We start from the raw sequence: 735 nt of genomic DNA on the forward strand, positions 1-735 counted from the left end.
GGATGGGAAGCAAGCCGGATGTGTTTGAATCCGATGATTACATCAACATAGTAGGCATCTGCAACCTGTGCCAGCAACAGCAGGGAAGCGCCATCGTGGTGGGGCGGTCCGGCTACGGTAAGACCTACAGCCTGAAGCAGTACGCCAGGCTGCCCCGTGTCATCTACATCGAGTGCAACGAGTCCATGAGCTGCCGGGACCTGGTAAGGCGGATAGAGAAGCAGCTGTGCCTGCCAAAGCGCTACGGTACGAATGACGAACGCCTGGAGGAAATCTGTGAGTTCTTCAACGTGAACCGGGGATATCTGATGATAGTGGACGAAGCGGACAAGCTCATCAACAAGTACACCATCAAGAAGATTGAGCTGCTGCGCACCATCATGGATTCGGCCGCGGTGGGGATGGTACTGGCCGGGGAGCTGTCCCTGGAGGCCCACCTGGCTGCGTATGATGAACGGTTTGCCAACCGTATGGACTTTGCGTACCGGCTCCATGGTCTGGGAAAAGGCGAGGTAGAGCGCTACCTGGAGGACTGGAGCGTGGAGGAGAGGGCCATGGAGGTGCTGACCAGCCGGGCCAGGAACAGCAAGAACGGCTGTTTCCGGCTGTTTGACCGGACCATGAACAACGTCATCCGTCTGATGCGGGAACGGGAACAGACGACCATCACGGAAACAATCATCAACGAGGCATCCGCCATGATGCTGCTGTAGGGAGGGAATGGACGATGAAACG

1 protein-coding gene is annotated in these 735 nt (G+C 57.1%); it reads left to right on the plus strand.

The genetic code is table 11. From position 1 onward, the window contains the following. Window positions 1-713, plus strand: a 713-nt coding sequence (locus LI015_RS27990) for an AAA family ATPase (protein ID WP_227126781.1), incomplete at its 5' end; no start/stop codon positions are given. Window positions 714-735 lie beyond the last annotated feature (22 nt).

Source organism: Enterocloster sp. 210928-DFI.2.20 (assembly GCF_020554465.1).
Classification (GTDB): Bacteria; Bacillota; Clostridia; order Lachnospirales; family Lachnospiraceae; genus Enterocloster; species Enterocloster bolteae.